General features: G+C 75.5%; 10 protein-coding genes and 2 tRNA genes. 7 read left to right on the top strand and 5 right to left on the bottom strand.

The window, feature by feature from the left end; translation table 11 throughout:
* The first annotated feature begins 80 nt into the window (after positions 1-80).
* Positions 81-1,244, top strand: a complete 1,164-nt coding sequence (locus tag E1B22_RS02325; protein WP_243123637.1) for a zinc-dependent alcohol dehydrogenase family protein — start codon at positions 81-83, stop codon at positions 1,242-1,244.
* A 185-nt stretch (positions 1,245-1,429) separates the two neighbouring features.
* Positions 1,430-2,521, top strand: coding sequence for an MBL fold metallo-hydrolase (locus tag E1B22_RS13815; RefSeq protein ID WP_167758834.1), 1,092 nt, complete (start codon positions 1,430-1,432; stop codon positions 2,519-2,521).
* A 163-nt stretch (positions 2,522-2,684) separates the two neighbouring features.
* On the opposite strand, the gene E1B22_RS02315 is transcribed toward E1B22_RS13815, so the two are convergent.
* Complete coding sequence (locus tag E1B22_RS02315) at positions 2,685-5,597, bottom strand: aminotransferase class III-fold pyridoxal phosphate-dependent enzyme (protein ID WP_135224400.1); 2,913 nt, start codon at positions 5,595-5,597, stop codon at positions 2,685-2,687.
* Between the two features lie 221 nt (positions 5,598-5,818).
* Complete coding sequence (locus E1B22_RS02310) at positions 5,819-6,535, bottom strand: helix-turn-helix domain-containing protein (protein WP_243123635.1); 717 nt, start codon at positions 6,533-6,535, stop codon at positions 5,819-5,821.
* Between the two features lie 258 nt (positions 6,536-6,793).
* Here E1B22_RS02310 and E1B22_RS02305 point away from each other — a divergent pair, with 258 nt between their 5' ends.
* The 5 genes from E1B22_RS02305 (at position 6,794) to E1B22_RS13080 (ending at position 13,032) form a co-directional block, all read left to right on the top strand.
* The gene (locus E1B22_RS02305) at positions 6,794-7,759 is read left to right on the top strand and encodes an ABC transporter ATP-binding protein (protein ID WP_135224399.1); all 966 of its coding nucleotides are present in this window, start codon (positions 6,794-6,796) and stop codon (positions 7,757-7,759) included.
* A 12-nt stretch (positions 7,760-7,771) separates the two neighbouring features.
* A complete protein-coding gene (locus E1B22_RS02300; protein ID WP_135224398.1) occupies positions 7,772-8,938 on the top strand; it encodes an ABC transporter permease in 1,167 nt (388 codons plus the stop codon).
* A 180-nt stretch (positions 8,939-9,118) separates the two neighbouring features.
* Positions 9,119-10,216 carry an ABC transporter permease gene (locus E1B22_RS02295; protein WP_243123634.1) on the top strand — a complete coding sequence of 366 codons (1,098 nt, stop codon included), beginning with the start codon at positions 9,119-9,121 and terminating at the stop codon, positions 10,214-10,216.
* 555 nt (positions 10,217-10,771) lie between these two features.
* Positions 10,772-12,136 carry a sensor histidine kinase gene (locus E1B22_RS02290; RefSeq protein ID WP_135224397.1) on the top strand — a complete coding sequence of 455 codons (1,365 nt, stop codon included), beginning with the start codon at positions 10,772-10,774 and terminating at the stop codon, positions 12,134-12,136.
* Positions 12,133-13,032, top strand: coding sequence for a response regulator (locus E1B22_RS13080; protein WP_243123632.1), 900 nt, complete (start codon positions 12,133-12,135; stop codon positions 13,030-13,032). The genes E1B22_RS02290 and E1B22_RS13080 overlap by 4 nt, the downstream gene beginning before the upstream one ends.
* A 522-nt stretch (positions 13,033-13,554) precedes the next feature.
* Here E1B22_RS13080 and E1B22_RS02280 read toward each other — a convergent pair.
* From E1B22_RS02280 to E1B22_RS02265, 3 genes are all read right to left on the bottom strand, one after another.
* A complete protein-coding gene (locus E1B22_RS02280; protein WP_135224396.1) occupies positions 13,555-13,767 on the bottom strand; it encodes a hypothetical protein in 213 nt (70 codons plus the stop codon).
* A 1,054-nt stretch (positions 13,768-14,821) separates the two neighbouring features.
* Positions 14,822-14,893, bottom strand: a tRNA-Glu gene (locus tag E1B22_RS02270).
* An 807-nt stretch (positions 14,894-15,700) separates the two neighbouring features.
* A tRNA-Ile gene (locus tag E1B22_RS02265) sits at positions 15,701-15,773 on the bottom strand.
* Between the last annotated feature and the right edge of the window lie 482 nt (positions 15,774-16,255).

Here is a 16,255-nt window from a genome sequence, read left to right as displayed (position 1 = left end):
CCCCCGCCGCGGCCCGCGGGCCTGGCCGCGGGCCGCGGCGGGAGGAGACATCGGCAAGGGGCGAGGAGGGGTGGGACGCGATGGCGATGAAGGCCTGGCAGCTGATGCGGCCCGCCGATGCCCGCACGGCTCCCCTGCGCCTCTCGGAGGTGGACGAGCCCGAACCGGGACCGGGGGAGATCCGCCTGCGGGTGCGGGCCTGCGGCGTGTGCCTGACGGACGTCCACATCGCCGAAGGCGATCTGGTTCCGCCGGAATACCCGGTGACCCCCGGCCACCAGGTGGTGGGGGTCGTCGATGCCGTGGGTCCCGGTGTCGAGGGCATCCGGCCCGGGGAGCGGCGCGGCGCCTACTGGCTGCACCAGGCGTGCGGGCGCTGCGAGGCGTGCCGGCGGGGCGAGGAGAACCTGTGCCCCCACGCCCGCTTCACCGGGCTGCACGTCCCGGGCGGTTACGCCGAGGCGATGGTGGTGCCGGCCGCGTACACCGTGCCCGTCCCGCCCGCCTTCGACGACGCCACCGCGGCGCCGCTGCTGTGCGCCGGCGTCATCGGTTACCGTGCCTTGCGGCTGAGCGGCTTGCGGGCCGGGGAGCGGCTGGCCCTGTTCGGCTTCGGCTCCTCGGCGCACCTCGTCCTCCAGGTGGCCCGGCACCAGGGTTGCCAGGTGGTGGTCTTCACCCGCAGCCCGGCCCACCGGGAGTTGGCCCGCCGGCTGGGCGCCGCCTGGGCGGGCGGCGCGGAGGTGCTACGCCGGGACGAACCGGCCGTCCCGGGCACGCCGGCCGCCGCGGGGGACGGGCCATCCGAACCCGGGCTCGGGGGCGCCGCCGCCAACGGCAGGACCCATCCGACCCCGGCCCGAGCCGAGATCCCCCTCCCCTGCGATCGGGCCATCGTGTTCGCCCCTGCCGGGGAGCTGGTCCCCCTGGCGCTGCGCGCCGTGCGGCCCGGCGGGACGGTGGTGATCAACGCCGTCCACATGTCGGACATCCCGTCCTTCCCGTACCGGTTGCTCCACGGCGAGCGGGTGCTGCGATCCGTGGCCCACGTCACCCGGCGCGACGCCGAGGAGTTCATGGCGCTGGCGGCTGCGCTCCCGCTGCAGGTGGCGGTGCAGCGGTATCCGTTCGACCAGGCGAACCGTGCCTTGGCCGACGTCAAGGAGAGCCGGGTGAACGGCGCGGCGGTGCTGGTGGTGGGCGAGGCGCCGCGCAGGCGGCCGCATGCGGGGAGGCAGCCGTGATCCGTCGTCGAACATCCGCCCAGGCGCTGGCGGGCCGGCCGCGGCGCGCCAGGTTCGCGATGTCGGCCGGCGGCCCGTCGCGCTACGCGGGATCCATGGGTCCCTGCGGATTCAGGCGTCGTGGGCTGCCCGAGCGCGTCGGGGCGGCCCCGCCGGTCCGCGGTCCACGAAGGGAGTCGGTCGCGATGCCCGCGCCGTCGGATGTACCCATCGCCGTCGAGGAGGTCGTGCCGGGGGTCTACCGGATCGCCATCCCCATCCCCGCCCCGCTTCGGGACGTCAACGCCTACGCCCTGCGCGGCCCCGGCGGTTGGACGCTGGTCGACGCCGGCTTCCACACGCCCGAGGCGGAGGCCGCCTGGCACCAGGCGTTCCGACAGTTGGGGATCGCCCCCCGGGACGTGGAGGCCATCGTGGTCACCCACTTCCATCCCGACCACCTCGGCGCGGCGGGATGGCTCCAGACGCTGACGGGCGCACCGGTCTACATGCACGAACGGGAGATCGACGTGGCCCGGCGGGTCTGGCAACCGGCGGCCCTGGACGGCTACGCCGCCTTCGCGGACCGCCACGGTGTCCCGGACGAACTCGGCCCCACGCTGACGGCGCGACGTCGCAAGGTGCTGGACTGGGTCGCCCCGCCGCCGCGGCCGACGCCGATCCGGCCGGGCGAGGCGTTGCCGCTGGGAGGACGGCGGTGGGAGGTGGTCTGGGCGCCGGGCCACACCGACGGCTTGGTGGTCCTCTGGCAACCCGAGGAAGGCTGGCTGCTGGCGGACGACATGGTCCTCCCCGGCATCTCTCCCAACATCTCCGCGGGGCCCCAGGCGGCGCCCGACCCGCTGGGGCGCTACCTGGAGTCGCTCCGGCGCGTGGCGCGGCTCCCGGCACGGCTGGTCCTTCCCGGGCACCGGGCGCCCTTCACGGATCTGGCCGCCCGCTGCGCCGAGCTGGAGGAGCACCATCGGCGCCGGTTGGAGGCGATCGAGGCCATCGTGGACCGGGGCGGCGAGGTGACTGCCTGGCAGGTGGCGACGGAGCTGTTCGGGCGCGTCATGGACACGCCGGCCAACGTGGAGTTCGCGTTGGGGGAGACCGTCGCCCACCTGGACTACATGGTGCGGCGGGGGCGACTGCAGGCGACGTGGAGGGAACGGACCCGGACCCCCGGGACGGACGCGATCCCCCCGGCGGTCGCGGCGGCCGACCCGGGGCAGGCGCCGGGGCTCAGCCGGTCCGCCCCGCAACGGGCGGTCATCGTCTATCGCCGGGCCTGAGGTCGATCCATCGCCGAGCCCGGACGCTTTCACCCAGGCCGCGCACCCAGGCCGCGTTCCCTCAGGCTGCTCAGGGCGGCCGTGCGGGGGCTGGCCCGACCCGGGGCCGTCGGCCCCGGCTCGGGCCAGCACCGTCCCCGGCGACGGCGACCGCGGGTGACGGCTACCGCGCCGCCAGGCCCAGTTCGGAACGGGCTGCCAGGACGCGCTTCCACGCCTCGGCCCGCAGCGGCCGGTCGAAGCTGCGCAGCTCCGCCAGCCGGAAGCCGTGCTTGCGCGCCAGCTCCTGCAGCCAGAGGATGGTCTGCAGGTTGAGGTCGGCCCCCAGGCTGGTGTGCTCGTAGTGGTGCTCGAGGGCCAGCATCATCGTCTCGGCCATGCAGGCGTAGACCAATCCTCGCTCGAAGCCGAAGTTCCATCCCATGGACGGCCGGCCGGGCACCTCGACCACGCCGCCGTCGATGACCAGCACGTCGGGCCGGGCGTCCCGCACCTCGCGGCTGACGTTGGGCGGCCGGCTGAGGTCGCACACCACGGCGCCGAGCTTCACGTTGGCCGGCGTCACCAGATGGGCGGTGCTGCTGGTGGCCGTCACCACCACGTCGGCCTGGGGGAGCGCCGCGTCCAGGTCCGTCGTGATCACCAGCGGGCAACGCCCGGTCGCCAGCCAGTCCTGGAGGCGGGGGAGGAAGGCATCGGGACCCTCCTCCGGCGCGGGCCAACCGCCGAAGTCCAGCAAGGCGCGGCCCAGGGGGCCTAGGCCGGCGAGGAGCTGCTCCCCGCGGGACCGCCCGGCGCCGTGCGCCAGGGCCGGGGTCGGAGGGGCGCCACCCGCGGGGCCCGGGGATGCGCGGCGGGCCTGCGAACCGCCGCCGGGCCGCTCGCCTGCCGCCAGGCTCACCACGTGGCGGCAGAGGTCGGCGGCCACCCGCAGCAGCCGGCGCCGGCTCTGCTCCGGCCGGGCCGGGTTGCCGACCAGCACCAGGCGCCGCACCTCGGGGCCTAGCAGGAGGGCGATGGCGCGGCCGATGGCCCCCGTGGCGCCGACCACCGCGACGGTGCCCTGCGCCAGCGGGAACCCCAGGCGCCGGGTGGCCTCGGCGATGGCCTCCACCGCCGCCACGACGGTGAAGCTGTTGCCCGTGGTCAGCGCCACGCCGGCGTCGCGCAGGTGCAGGCCCCCCCGCGTCACCACCGAGGTGTACGCGCCGAGGCCGACGATCTTCGCCCCGCCGTCCCGCGCCAGCGCCAGGGCCGCCTCCACCGCGGCGACCGCCTCCGCCTGGGGCATGGCCAGGAGCTCGTCCGCCGTCCGCGGCACCACGTAGAACTCACCGTAGGCCGTGGCCCCGGTGGCGGAGACCACCCGCGTCTGACCGATGCGGAAGGGCTCCAGCAGGTGGTTCCACCGCCCCGCCAGCTCCGCCAGCTCCTCCCGGGTGAAGGCGGCCAGGCTGGGGTCGAACTCGGCATAGTTCTCCAGGTCCAGGGGATGGACCAGGAAGGCGAAGCGGCCCTCCCGGGGATCGCCGCTGGGGGCGGCCGGTTCGTCCGCGCGGCATGGGCCGGAGCGGAGCGGTTCCCCCGTGCGGATCCAGCGATCCGATGCCCCCGGCGCCGGCGGGGTCTCCGGACCGCGAGCCGGGTGGCCGTTGCGGCTCGAAGCCGCCGCGGGCGCGGCCCAGGCCGAGCGACCCGTCACCACCCGCCCGACGGCCGGAGCCGTCCCGGCTGCCGGTCCGGTTCCCCCTCTCGGCGGGGTACCCCGCCGACCGACCAGGTGGCGCAGCAGGGCGGCGGTGTCGTCCCGGTCGATGATGGCCACCGCCCGCTCGATGGCTTCGAGGGCGTAGTCGCACTCCTCGCGGGTGGCGATCAGGGGCGGCTCGATGCGGATTACGTCGGCGCCGTTGAGGGTCGGCGCCACGCGCAGCCCCTCGACGTTGAGCAGATACGACGCGATGACGGGCGTGAGCAGCTCTTGCTCGCCCAGGACCCCCAGCAGGTTGCCGGGGAAGGTCTCGCGGGTGACGCCGAACCGGATGCCCAGCATGAAGCCGCGGCCCCGCACCTCCCGGATCACCCGGGGGTGGCGCCGCTGGATGGCCAGCAAGCCCTGGCGCAGGTACTCGCCCGTCTCGGCCACGTGGCGGACCAGGGCCTGGTCGTCCCGGGTCAAGAGCTCCAGCGCGGCCAGGCCGGCCCGGCAGGCCAGGGCGTTGCCGGCGAAGGTCGAGGAGTGCTTGGTGGCGAACGCCTCGCTGTAGACCGCTTCCGTACAGAGCACGGCGCCGATGGGCACCAGCCCGCCGCCCAGGGCCTTGGCCAGGGTCATGGCGTCGGGCGTCACGCCCTCCGCTTGGCAGGCGAACAGCGTCCCCGTGCGCCCGAGGCCGGTCTGCACCTCGTCGACGATGAACACCACGCCGTGACGGCGGCAGATCGCCTGGGCCTCCCGCAGGTAGCCCGGCGGCGGCACGACGATGCCGCCCTCGCCTTGGATCGGCTCGACCAGGAAGGCGGCGTACTCGCCGGGGCGGGCGGCCAGGGCGCGCTCGAGGGCCTCGGCGTCCCCGTAGGGCACCCTGTCGAACCCCTCGACCGGGGCGAAGAAGGCGTCCTGGTAGGCAGAGCGGTGGGTCGCCGAGAGGGCCCCCAGGGTCTTGCCGTGGAAGGCGTTCTCGGTGGAGAGGATCCGCTGGCGGCCGGTGGCGGCCCGCGCCAGCTTGATGGCGGCCTCCACCGCCTCGGCGCCGCTGTTGGCGAAGGTCACGTAACGCAGACCCGGGGGTGCCACCTCGATGAGGCGCCGGGCCAACTCGCCCGCCGCCTCCAAGAAGGAGGGCTGGACGAAGGACGGCTCGCCCGCGCGTCGCACCGCCTCCAGCGCTTCCCAGATCGTCGGCGGGTTGAAGCCGAAGGGCAGGGCGCCGTAGGCCGCGACGAAGTCCAGGTAGCGCCGGCCCTCGTCGTCCCAGAGCCAGCAACCCTCGCCGCGCACGAAGCGCTTATCCATCTGGATCTGTTCGAGGAGCTCGCCCAGGTGGGGGTTGACGTACTGCCGGAACGGATGCATCCGGTGCCCTCCAATCCGCTTCGCCCGTTGGAACTGTTCTCCGCTCGTCGAGCCCGCAGGTTCGTCGGGACCGATGCGCCGCGACCCCGCGGCCGGGCCGGTTCGTCCGACGGCCGGTGGGCTCGCGGGATCCCCCTCCCGATGCCGGGGCCGTGCCACCGCGGGAGCCCTCGCTCCGTGGCAGGCACCCAGGGGATTCCCCCGCGGCGGGTGGGTCGGACTCACCCGCCGCGGGGCGCGTCGGCACCGGCGGTGCCGTCGGTGCCGGTCCCGCTCACGGCGCCGAGGGACCCGACCCCGCTCGCCACCCCGTGGCGGGACGGCCGCCCGTCGTCCCGGTCCCGGGCGTTGCGCAGTTGGCGGATCACCTGGCGGATCGCCTCGGGGTCCAGGTAGCGGTCCTCGGTGATGGGCGAGGTGCCGATCTGGATGCCCGTCACCCGATCGGGGCCCAGCAACGCCTCGACGAGCCGAATCCGCATGTCGGAACCGAGGAAGATCAGGTGGTCCAGCTCCCGGGCACGCGCGATCAGCGCCATCACGTCGTTGAGCAGGGCCGCCCCGCTGCGCTCGCCGATGAAGCGGCGGCGTTCGTCCTCCGTGAGCAGCCAGACGAGGTCGACGCCCTCGCTGCGCGCCACCTCTTCCAGTTCCTGGCGATTGCCGACGGGGAACCCGACCAGCCCTAGCCTCTGGCCGCGCCGCACCTCGCCCAGGCTCTCCAGCCGCGAGACCAGGGTGCGGTCGACGCCCAGCGCGTGGGCGACGTCCTGCTGGGAGAGGCCGGAGGCGCGCAGCTCCAGGATGCGGTCGACCATCCGGTGGATGCGCTGCCGGTCGATGACCTTCTCGCCGATCCGCACCAGGTTCACGCCGCCGACCCCCGCACCGCCGGGTTTGTGCACAAGGTTGAGCACAACCCGAGTATACCCCAGCACCGGGGGCGATGGTACCCCGTCGCGCCCGGGAGACGGGGCGACGGGCGCCCCAGGGGGCCGACCGCTGCGTGCCGGCGGGCCAACGGGTGACTGCGGTCACTACCGCGGTTCCCGCGCGGTCTCTACCATGGGAGTCGAACCGCGGCGCCCCGCGGTGCCGCGGGTGTCGCGCGGACGCGGTCCGTGGGAGGCAAGCCGTGCCGCCGTCCGGTGCCGTGGGCGTCGCGGGAACGCGGTGGAGGGGGAGGAGGAGCGGCGATGACGACCCCCGCAGCGGAGCACCGCTCCGAGCCCATGTTGGTGGTCCGCAACCTGGTGAAGCGCTTCGGCGACAAGGTCGCCGTGGACGGCGTGTCCTTCGAGGTCTATCCCGGGGAGAGCTTTGGGCTGCTCGGCCCCAACGGCGCCGGCAAGAGCACCACCCTGGCGATGATCGCCGGCCTGCTGCGCCCCGACGCCGGAGAGATCGAGGTCGGCGGCCTTCCTCTGGCCACACGCCGCCGGGAGGCGCAGCGCCTCCTGGGCGTGGTACCGCAGGACGTCGCCCTGTATCCCGAGCTGACGGCCGCCCAGAACATGGGCTACTTCGCCGCGCTGCGCGGGCTGCGGGGCGCCGAGGCGCGCCGGCAGATCGAGGAGGCCCTGGCGCTGGTCGGGCTGACGGACCACGCCGGCCAGCGGGTGGAACGCTTCTCCGGGGGCATGAAGCGCCGCCTCAACATTGCCGTCGGCCTCTTGGGCCGACCCCGGCTCCTGCTGCTGGACGAGCCGACGGTGGGCATCGACCCCCAGTCCCGCCGGCACATCCTGGAGGCCACGCGGCAGCTGGCCGCGACCGGCGTGGCGGTGCTCTACACCAGCCACTACATGGAGGAGGTCGAGTTCCTCTGCCGCCGGGTGGCCATCATGGACCACGGCCGCATCATCGCCCAGGGGCCCATGGACCAGGTGCGGGCGCTAGCCGGCGATGCCGCCGTGCTGCGCCTCCCCTGGGACGGCGTCCTGCGCGATGAGGACCCCGCCGCCCTGGGGCGCCAGCTCGGGGTGCCCGTGGAGACGACGGGCGGCGAGGTGCGCTTCATCCTGCCCCGGGGGCCCGAGCAGGCCGTGGAGTTGCTGGGCGAGCTGGTGCGTCGCGGGGTGCCGGTGCGGGGGATGCGCCTCGAGACCCCGGACCTGGAGACGGTGTTCCTGGCGCTGACCGGCCGCGCCCTGCGCGACTAGGAGGTGGCGTTCGTGCGCGACTCGCTGCGGCAGGCGAGCGCCGTTGCCCTGAACCAGCTGCTGCGCTTCGCGGCCGACTGGCGCGGCGTCCTGATCCTGTTCCTCATCCCCCTGGCCTTCAACCTCGTGCTGGGGGTGAGCCTCCGGCAGGCCTTTGCGCCGGACTTCCGCCCGGATCGGCCGTACCGGGTGGCGGTCGCCGTCCCGCCTGCCCACCCCGCTGCAGACGTCCTCCAACGGGTCTTGACCGGGGCCGAGGCCGACGGGTGGATCACGGTGCAGGAGGTCGCCGGCGCGGACGCCGCCGTCGCGGCGGTGCGCCGGCGGGTGGTCGAGGTGGCGGTGGTGATGTCCCCGGACTTCCCGGAAGACCCGCTCCAGGTGGTGGCCGAGCCCGGCACCGTGCCGGCGTCGTTGGTGGAGTCGCTGGCCCGGGAGGCGGCCGCGGCAGCGACCGCCGGGGCCGGCGGAGCCCAGCCTGCGGGGCCGGTTCCCGTGGACCTGACCCTCCGGCCCGCCCCCCTGCCGGACGAACCGGCCGGTGGCGAAGGCTCCGCCGGGCCGCCACCGGTGGACGCCATGGCCTACTACGCGGCCGGCATGGCGGTGATGATGGTGTACTTCGCCACCCGCGAGGGCACCCAGGGCTACCTGCGGGACCGGGCCACCGGCGTCTACCTGCGGGTGCGGGCGGCCGGCACCGGCCGCGCGGCCTACCTCGGCGGGACCTTTGCCGGCAGCGTGGCGGTCGGCTTGGTCTTCATGACGGTGATGGCCCTCACCACGCGCCTCCTCTTCGGCGTCCACTGGGGAGACCTGGGAGGCTGGGCGCTCCTCACCCTGGCCTCCGTCCTCGCGGCGGCGGGGGTCAACACGCTGCTCCTGGCCTTCGCCCGATCGCCGGAGGTCCAGGAGGGGGTGAGCACCGCCCTGGCCCAGGTTCTGGGGTTCTTGGGGGGCTCGATGATGCCGTTGTTCATCTTCCCGGACATCCTGGCGCGGGTGTCGCAGTGGGTGCCCAACCGTTGGATGCTGGACGGCTATCTTGCGCTGATGGCCGGCGCGGCACCGGCGGCTGTTCGGGACGAGGCCCTGCACCTGGTGGCGGCCGGCGCGGTCCTCCTGATCCTGGGCTGGTTCCTGGACCAGCTGGCTGCCCGTACGGCGGGGGAGGCGTGAGCCATGGATGGACGTCCCATGCCGGCGTCTCGGCACCGAGCATCCCAACCGCCCGCCGGAGGCGCCGGCGCGGTGGTGCAAGGCGCGGGGGGAAGCGGGAGCGCCGGGACGGCAGGCGGGGAACGGCGACACCCGGTGCCGGGTGGCGGCACCGGCCGCCGTGGCCGGGTGCGTCCCGCGGTGGGTCCGCTGGCGGGTACCCTGGGGCGCGTGGCGGCCATCGCCGCGACCAGCACGCGGCGCACCCTCCGACGGCCGCTGAACCTGCTCTGGCTGCTGCTCGTCCCCCTGTTCTTCGGGGTGCTCGTGGCGGGCCTGTTCGTCCGGTCGGACGACGTGCCGGTGCTGGCCGTCGTGGTGGAGGACCGCGGGCCGTGGGTCGGCCCGCTGCTGCAGGGTCTGGAGGCGACCCCGATGACCTTGCGCCGGCTCGACCGGGAGGAGGCGGTGGCCCGGCTGCACCAGGGCCGGGAGCGCGTGGTGCTCTGGGTGCCCCCAGGCTTCTCGCAGTCGGTGGCGGCCGGCAGGCCGCGCGTGGAGCTCTGGTACGGGCCGCGGCAGGAGCCCGGCGCGGAGGCCGCCCGCATCCGGGCGGTGGCGGCCGGGCTGGTGACGGGGACCCCGGCCGGGCCTTTGCCGGTGGAGGCGGTGGCGCCGCGGCCGTCGGTTCGACCCGAGGACTACGAGCTCCTGCGGGCGGTGTTCGGCTTCTACGCGATGTTCGCCCTCGTCACCCTGATCACCCACGGGGCGGCCCTGCACCACGAACGCAGCTTGGGGACCCTGCCCCGCTCCTTGCTGGCGGGGGCCACCTACGGCGAGGTGGTGGCCGGGCACGCGGTGGCGCTGTTCCTGATCGGCGCCCTCCAGGCGGCGGCGATGCTGGGAGCCACGGCGCTGTTGGGGGCGCCCTGGCTGGCGGCCGGAGTCCCTGCGCTGGCCCTGGCCGTGGCCGCGTCGCTGGTGGCCGCCTGCGGCGTCGCCCTGGCGGTCGCGGGGTTCACCCAGACGCCGCGCCAGATCACGGCCGCCGGCATCCTGGTGGGGACCATCGCCGCCATGCTCGGAGGGGCCTTCTGGCCGCTGGACGTGGTCCCCGCCACCCTGCAGGAGGTGGCGCGCCTCAGCCCGGTGTATTGGGCCCTTGACGCCCTGCGGGAGGCCTTCGTCTTCGGCGGCCCCGGCGCCCCCCAACTGCCGGCCGTGGCCGTGCTGCTGTTGTTCGGACTGGTGGCGGGGACGGCAGGCGTCGCCGGACTGCGGCGCTGGGCCCCGTGAAGGAGCCCGCCCGCGCGGTGGCCGGTCGAGGGGCGGGGCCGGTCCCGCCGGGTGGGTCCCGAACCGATCCCGCGTGGCGCCGCGGGCCGTGGCTGCGAAGTCGTCGAAGAGACGGGCCCGGCTCCACCGCGGAGACGGGCCCGGCTCCACCGCGCCGTGGCTCGGCGCGAGAAGGGAAGCCGCCGCCCAAGCCGCCGCCTGGCGCGGGCGCTGGCCGGGGCGGTCCTGGCCGCGATCCACCGCCCTCCGCCATCCATGGGTTCGCGATGGGCCCGGTGCTGGTGGAGGGCCTCGCAACAGCCCGGTGCCGGTCGAGGAACGCACGACGGCCCGTTGCTGGCCGAAGGAGTCGAAGGACTCGGAACGGCCCGGTGCTGGTCGAAGGCCCACCCTGGCAACACCCTGTCCATTGGAAGGCGATCAGAAAGCAGCTGCGCTCTACCTGGGACACCCGCGCGGGTTCCGGCCACGGGTCGGCAACGGGCCGCGACGGCGTCCGCCGGTGAGGCCGCGGGTGTTGGCGGGCTGAGCCGCCGCGAGAGACGAGGTGGGGCCTTGGATCCCTGGAAGCTCGAGCGATCCCAGGCGCCGGAGGAAGCCGGCTATCAGCTGACGCGGCTCGTCCTGTTCGCCGCGGGGGCCGGGGCGTGGTTGCTCGCCGTGCCGCGACCTGCTCCGGCGGTGGCGCTGGCCCTGGCGGGAGCCCTGGTGCTGGCCGCGGGGGCGCAGGCCAGCCCGCCATGGCCCAGCGGGTCCAGGGCGGCGGCCGCCCCGTGGCGGGCGGCCGCCGCCCTGGGTGCCGGCCTGGCGTGCGCACTCTGGGCGCTCCACCGCAGCGGCGAGGTGGGGCTCGTGGGGCCGGCGGCAGCCGTGGTCATGGGTGTGCCGTCCGTGGTGGGCCGGCGCTGGGCGGCCTGGTGCAGCGCGGCGGCCGTGGCGGCCGGCGCCGCCACGGCCGCCGCGGTGGCCGGCCCGCGGGGGGCGCTCTTCGCCGGCGCCGCTCTGCTGGCCGCCGCCTGGAGCGGCGACCTCCACGCCGCGCACCGGGCCGAGCGACGCCGGCTGGAGCGGGCGGTGGCCGAGCTCGCGACGGCCCAGGTGCGGCTCGCGGAGCTGGCGGCTCGCAGCCGCGAGGTGGCGGCCCGGCGGGAGCGGGAAGAGCTGCTGGGTGCCCTCCACGACGCCCTGGGGCACACCCTGACCGCCCAGCTGCTCCAGGTCGCCCTGGCCCGCCGCCTGCTGAGCGTCGACCCTGCGGCGGCGAGCGCCCGGCTCGAGGCGGTGGAGCGCGGGCTGCGCGGAGGGCTGGACCAGGTGCGGCAGCTCCTGCGTCGCTCCCTGCATCCCGCCCGCTTGCCGCTGGCCTCGGCCCTGGAGCGCCTGGCCGATGACTTCAGCGCCGCCACCGGCGTCGCCGTGCGGGTCGTTCTGGATCCCGACGCCACCGGCGTGTCCGACGTGGACGACGAGGTGGCAGGCATCGTCCTGCGCGCCGTCCAGGAGGCCCTGACCAACGCCGCCCGGCACGGCGGCGCCCGCCGGGTGGAGGTCAGCCTGGCGATGGCCGGGCCGCGGGTGCGCTTGTTCGTCCGCGACGACGGGATGGGGGCGGCCACCCTGGTCCCCGGCATGGGCCTCGGGCGGATGGCCGCGGCGGTGCAGCGCGTGGGCGGCACCGTGCGCTTCGAGACGGCGCCCGGGCGTGGCTTCGGCGTGGAGATCGGCCTGCCGCGCCGGTTGCCTCCCCAGCCGCATCATGCCACCGATCGCGGTGGCGGGTCCGGGCCCATGCCGGACCATCCCGGCGCAGGGGTACCGCAGGCTCCGGCGGGGCCGGTCGCAGGGCAGGCGAGGAGGTCCGCGCCGCGTCCGGCGGGCAGGACGGAGGCCGGTCGGCCGGGACCGGCGGAGGGCGCATGATCAAGGTCCTGCTGGCGGAGGATCAGGCGCTGGTCCGCGAGGGATTGCGCCTGTTGCTGGAGCTGCAGGGTGACCTGGCGGTGACCGCCGTCGCCGACGGCGCGGAGGCGGTGGAGCGGGCGCGTCACGAGGCCTTCGACGTGGCGCTGCTCGACGTGCGCATGCCGCGGGTGGACGGCGTGACCTGCCTGCGCCGGCTGCGCGCGTTGCAGCCGGACCTGCCGGTGCTCATGCTGACCACCTTCGATGACGACCGGCTGGTGCAAGAGTGTCTGGCCGCCGGGGCGACGGCGTACCTGCTGAAGGACATGGCGGCGGAGGATCTGGCCAACGCCGTGCGTCTGGTCGTCCTGGGCGGGCAGCTGATCCCGGGCGACCTGGCTCGTCGTCTGGTGGCCCGGGCGGACGCCGGCGCCGGGACGGCTCCAGGGCGTCCCGCCGAGGAGGGGCGGTGCCAGGGCCCATGGCCGCGGGACGGTGGAAGGTCCCTGGAGGCGGCCCCGGCGGGCGGGGAAACGGTCCCCGCCGACCGGTGCCGGGGACGTGGGGTCGCACCGTCGCCCGCCGCGCCGGGCGACGGGTCGGCCGCGGCGGCGACGGGGGGCTCGTCCCGGGGCGGGACGCCGCCGGCCGCGGGCGCGCAGGCGCCGTGGGGTGCCGGCGCGCCCGCGTCGGGGATCCTCGGACGTCTGACGGCCCGCCAGCGGGAGATCCTGGCCCTCTTGGCGCAAGGGCTGACGAACCGGGAGATCGCCGCGCGCCTCCATCTCTCCGAGGGAACGGTGAAGAACGTGGTGAGCGAGATCTACGCGCGCCTGGAAGTGCGAGACCGGGTGGAGGCGGTGTTGCGCGCGCGGGGTTGGCTCGGTGGGCCGCCGGGTGCGGGTGGGGGCTAGGCCGAGCCGGTGGGCCGCGGCCTCTCCCCGCCCGGGCCGGTGAGCGCGCCCGAGCCGATGAGCGGCCGTGGGACAGGCCGATCCCCACGGGCGGGGCGGACCGAGACGCCGTCCTGGTCCGAACGGGTTGGGACCGCCTCCTCGCGGACCCCCCCGTCGGGGTTGCAGGGAACCACGGCGGGACCCGGGTCGGACCAGGGACGTTGTGGGGTATTCAGGCCGGGCCATAACGGGCCGCCGCGGATACCCGGATCGGACCGAGGTGCCGCCAGAGACGTTGGGGGGCCGGCGCCCGGATGCGGTCGAGCCGGTGCCCGGGCGCGAGTCGATCCGGCCGGGACGGGGTGGGGTGCAGTCCGAACGAGGCTTAGTCTGAGCCCGGGGGCCCAAGCACGCGCGCCGGCGGCACCCCGCCCGGGGTGCCGCCGGCGCCGGGGGAGCGCACCTGCCGCGGCCTCGCCGCCGGGCCGCGTTCGTCCGACGCGCAGGCAGGCCGGGGAGCTGCGCCGTCCGCTCCCGCCGTCACTCCATCGGATGGCTGAAGTGCATCTCCACGTGCTCGATGGCGTCGCCGTCCAGCACGAAGTGGGCGGCCGGCCCGGTGATGCGGATGACGCGGTTCTGCAAGTCGAACTCCGTATCGCCCAGGTGCAGCTCGAACTTGCGCCCCGAGGCCAGGGTGACGATCAGCTCTCCCCAGCGCTCCAGCTCGGCCTTGACCTGTTCCATCCGCATGCCCTCCACCTCCTCGGGGTTTGATGCGGTGCGGGCCGCCGCCGGCACGGACGCGGCTGGGGCCGCGCCGAGGCCGGGCACCCCGGCATCCGCGGGCACGGCCGGTGCGGCGTCCCCTCCGTCGGCCCCCGCCGCCGCGCAGACGCGGTGGACGCTGCGGGCCGCCGGCCCCTGCGGCCCGGGGCTGCGCCCGGCCATGGTAAAGGATAACATGCGAGCCCGCGGCGGTCGAAGCGGGCGGCTGCGCCAGGTCGTACCGGTGGCGCTCGCGGCGCCGGGCCGCGGGGGCACGTTCTGCGCCCCTCCACGCGATGGGCGCGGGGCGGAGCCGATGGCCGTCGCCGAGGGCGCACGGGACGATGGCGTTCCTTCCCAGGCCATGACAGACTCCCTCCGCTGGGTGCTCGCCTATAGCAATTCCTTGGCCACCGACGGCCATTCGTGGGCCGATGGGCAGGCGTCCCCTCAGGGGCGGATGCCAAGCCGTCCCCTCAGGGGCGGATGCCAAGGCGTTCCCTCGGGGGCGGTTGCGAAGGCGTTCCCTCGTGGGCCCATGCGCCGCACGCCGCTCGGCGACGGATGGGCACGCGTTCCAAGAGCGGGCTGGGGCGGCTTGCGGTCCTGGGGCCCGGCCTGGGTCCCCGCGGGGACGATGAAGGTCGCCATGCGCAGGCCCGTTGCTGCTCCATGGCAGGCCCGCAGCGGCGCCTGTGGGCAGGCCCGTAGCGGCGCGCTGCGGGCGGTCCGCAGCGGCGCGTGTGGGCGGGTCCGTAGCGGCGCGGTGGGGGTCCGCCCGCAGCGGTGGGGTGCGCTGCCCCGTCACCGCGCACGACGAAGGCCTGTCGCTGCACCGTGCACAGGCTCTCGCCGCGCGGTGCGCAGGCCCGACGCTGCGCCGCCCGCAGCCCCGTCCCTGCGCCCATCGCGGGCCCTCTGATGCGCAAAGCGCGGGTCCCTGCCGCGCCGCCGCGCGGCAGGGACCCGCGCCCTGGGCCGTCGCCAGCCGCCGTCCTCTCCCGGACCGGGTCCGGGGCCCCGGACCCGGTCCGGAGTGTGGCCCCAAGGGGAATCGAACCCCTACCTCGGGCTTGAAAGGCCCGCGTCTTAACCACTCGACCATGGGGCCCCGTCCTTCACCCTCGGACCCGCTACCCTCCGCATTATACCGGCCGTCCCCCGGCCCGACAAGGAAAGGGCTGCGAGAGGGCTGCAGGCGCGCCGGCGCCTTCGTCCGCGACCCGGTCTACTGAGCCACCACGGCGCCCTCACGCGCCTCCCCATCCCGGCGCGGAACGAAGCCGTGGACCGCCACTCCTCGGACGAACCCATGGGCTGCCGTTCCTCCAACCCGCCCCTGGGTCGCCGCGCCTCGCCGGCTTGCCGCAGCCGGATCGAAGCAAGCCGACGAGCCGCAGCCGGATCCCGGCTGCCCGCCGAGCGCTGCGCGGCCACAGGCTGGCTGCGCGGCCACGGGCTGTGGGAAGGGCCATGGGCTCTCGGATCGGCATCCCGGGCTCTCGGGTCGCACCTTCGCCGGCGCCACGGGCTGGCGGATGCGCGCTGTTGACGCGAGGTGCGGGGAGCCGGCACGTCGGCACCAAGACCGTACGAACAGCAGAGCCGTTCGGAGCGCGGTGAGCCACAGGGAAGCGGGGCGAGCCCCAAGGGGCCGGGGACCGGACCCCTACCACGGTCTGCACCGGATCCCCGGAGAAGCCACCGGCAGCACCGGCTTCCCCCAGCGGACCGCCATCGCCGGCACCCGATCCTCGAAGCACCCGATGAAGGAGCCGATCGTCGGCATCGGATCCGACGGATCCCCGAACCGGGACCTGCACCGGACCTCCGGGGGTCCCGGCGGCGAGGGGCCGTGCAGGACCCCTCGCCCGCCGCCGATCACCCGATCCTCTCGTTCCGACGCGCACGAACCCCGGGCGCCTGGTGGGATTCGAACCCACAACCCACGCCTTATGAGGGCGCTGCTCTGACCGTTGAGCTACAGGCGCGCGCTGGCAACGGGGCCGACCGTGCCGCGGCCGGTGAGGCGATGGCCGGGGCGCCGTCCCCGCTCGTGCCCCGTCGTGCAAGGTCAAGCCGATGATCCCGTCGTGCAGGCCGATTATACCACAGGCGGTGGCACGTCACGGACGGTGTCCGCCGCGCCGCGGCCTCCCGCCCGCCGACCCGGGCATCGACCATGCGAGGGCGCGTCCGCCCAGATCCAACCGCCTCGCACCGGCCCCACCGCCTCGAGGCGGGGCACCTGCCGGTGCAGCCCGCCGCGGGCCGTCATAGCCTCCAGGTTAGGGGCCTCGCAACCGGTGGGGTCGACGAAGCGGCTCTGGGTGAGCCTGCGCCCTCGCGCCCGCTGGTTCCTCCGCTGGACGAACCGGCCCACGCCGCCAGGGCGACCCAGGCCTCGATGGCTGACGTCACCACCACGGCCTGGATCCACCACGGCCTGGATCAGGTCCGCGTCGGTGATGCG

It is taken from the genome of Thermaerobacter sp. FW80 (genome assembly GCF_004634385.1).
GTDB classification, from domain to species: domain Bacteria; phylum Bacillota; class Sulfobacillia; order Thermaerobacterales; family Thermaerobacteraceae; genus Thermaerobacter; species Thermaerobacter composti.
This window is presented reverse-complemented; position numbering and strand designations above follow the sequence as displayed.